The 1,837-nt window shown below is 68.2% G+C and carries 3 protein-coding genes and 1 pseudogene; all 4 read left to right on the top strand.

Features of this window, described 5'->3' with window-relative positions; translation table 11 throughout:
* Window positions 1-87 (top strand): hypothetical protein (locus tag WA944_RS22570; protein ID WP_526647367.1); only part of this gene is annotated, 87 nt, incomplete at its 5' end.
* Between the two features lie 10 nt (window positions 88-97).
* The gene (locus WA944_RS22565) at window positions 98-784 is read left to right on the top strand and encodes a rhomboid family intramembrane serine protease (RefSeq protein WP_526647366.1); all 687 of its coding nucleotides are present in this window, start codon (window positions 98-100) and stop codon (window positions 782-784) included.
* On the top strand, window positions 781-1,614 hold the full coding sequence (gene murI / locus WA944_RS22560) for a glutamate racemase (RefSeq protein ID WP_526370050.1): 834 nt from the start codon (window positions 781-783) through the stop codon (window positions 1,612-1,614). Before WA944_RS22565 ends, murI begins: the two co-directional genes overlap by 4 nt.
* Before the next feature lie 58 nt (window positions 1,615-1,672).
* A pseudogene (locus WA944_RS22555) lies at window positions 1,673-1,837 on the top strand (MBL fold metallo-hydrolase); the annotation flags it as partial.

Raw genomic sequence — 1,837 nt, 5'->3', positions numbered from 1 at the left:
GCCGGGTGGAAGTATCTGTCGACCGGTGCCTACGCCGGTAGCCTGGATGACGCAGAGGACGCGCTGGAAGGGCAGCTATGGGCTTGAGGGTTCGCCGATGAGTCTGCCGGGCGGCTATCCGGGCATGGCCGGACCGCCTGCGCAGCCGAAGAAGCGCCCGACGTGGGTCGTCGGGGTCGTCACCATCGTCTCGTTCGTGTTGTTGCTCTGGATCGTCGAGCTTTTCGACGCGTTGACCGGGCATCAACTCGACAGCAACGGCATCCGTCCGCTGGAGACCGACGGTCTGACGGGCATCCTGGCGGCGCCGCTGCTGCACTCGAACTGGGAGCACCTGATCGCCAACACCGGCCCGGCGCTGGTGCTGGGCTTCCTGATGACGCTGGCCGGGCTGTCCCGGTTCCTCTACGCGACCGCGATCATCTGGATCGTCGGCGGGCTGGGCACCTGGCTGATCGGCAATGTCGGTGCGCCGGCCTACAACGGCGTGGCGATCGAGACCAACCACATCGGTGCCTCGGGGCTGATCTTCGGCTGGCTGGCGTTCCTGATCGTTTTCGGCTTCTTCACCCGCAACATCTGGGAGATCGTCATCGGGGTGGTGGTGCTGTTCATCTACGGCAGCATCCTGCTCGGCGTCCTCCCGGGGACGTTCGGCATCTCCTGGCAGGGCCATCTGTGCGGCGCGCTGGCCGGTCTGCTCGCCGCCTATCTGCTGTCCGGGCCGGAACGCAAGGCGCGCGCGCTGCGGCGCCCGGTGCGGCCGCCGTCGTTGAACACATGACCTCACCGCAGGCCCCGATCGGGATCTTCGATTCCGGCGTCGGGGGGCTCACCGTCGCGCGGGCCGTCATCGACCAACTGCCCGACGAAGACGTCATCTATGTCGGGGACACCGGCAACGGACCGTACGGCCCGCTGACCGTCCCGGAGATCCGGTCGCATGCCCTGGCCATCGGGGACCACCTCGCCGGGCGCGGCGTCAAGGCGTTGGTGATCGCCTGCAACACGGCGTCCTCGGCCTGCCTTCGGGACGCGCGCGAGCGGTACGCACCGGTGCCGGTCGTCGAGGTGATCCTGCCCGCGGTGCGCCGGGCCGTGCGCTCCACCCGCAACGGGCGCGTCGGGGTGATCGGCACGGCTGCCACCATCGCCTCGGGCACCTACCAGGACGCGTTCGCCGCGGCCCGCGACATCGAGGTGTTCGGGGTGGCGTGTCCGCGTTTTGTGGACTTCGTCGAACGCGGGGTGACCAGCGGCCGACAGGTGCTGGGACTGGCCGAGGGGTACCTGGAGCCGTTGCAACGCGCCGAGGTGGACACGCTGGTGCTCGGCTGTACCCACTACCCGATGCTGTCGGGCCTGATCCAGTTGGTGATGGGCGACGACGTGAGCCTGGTCTCCAGCGCCGAGGAGACAGCAAAGGATCTGCTGCGGGTGCTCACCGAGAACGACTTGCTCAAACCGCATCCCGAGCCGGGGGCGCCCCGTGCGCTGCGACTTTTCGAAGCAACCGGCGATCCCGAGGCTTTCACCGCTCTGGCAGCACGATTTCTGGGCCCGTCGTTGGACGGGGTCCGGCCGGTCGAACGTCACCTCGGCGCGCGAACATGACGTTCATCGCCGAAAGCGGCGATGTTTTCGCCATGCAGATCGCGGGCATGGCAAGCTAGTGGGCGTGCGAATCACCGTACTGGGTTGTTCCGGCAGTGTGGTCGGCCCTGATTCGCCCGCCTCGGGATATCTGGTGACGGCGCCCGACACACCGCCGCTGGTCCTCGACTTCGGCGGGGGGGTGCTGGGTGCGCTGCAACGCCACGCCGACCCCAACTCCGTG

This window comes from Mycobacterium sp. (assembly GCF_049683355.1).
In the GTDB taxonomy this organism is placed as follows: domain Bacteria; phylum Actinomycetota; class Actinomycetes; order Mycobacteriales; family Mycobacteriaceae; genus Mycobacterium.
The sequence above is the reverse complement of the archived record's forward strand: the minus strand, read 5'-3'. Positions and strand labels throughout refer to the sequence as shown.

Excerpts from the sequence above, each read along its gene's own strand:
- WA944_RS22565 (WP_526647366.1), top strand. The coding sequence starts at position 98 with ATGAGTCTGCCGGGCGGCTATCCGGGCATGGCCGGACCGCCTGCGCAG.
- murI (WP_526370050.1), top strand. The coding sequence starts at position 781 with ATGACCTCACCGCAGGCCCCGATCGGGATCTTCGATTCCGGCGTCGGG.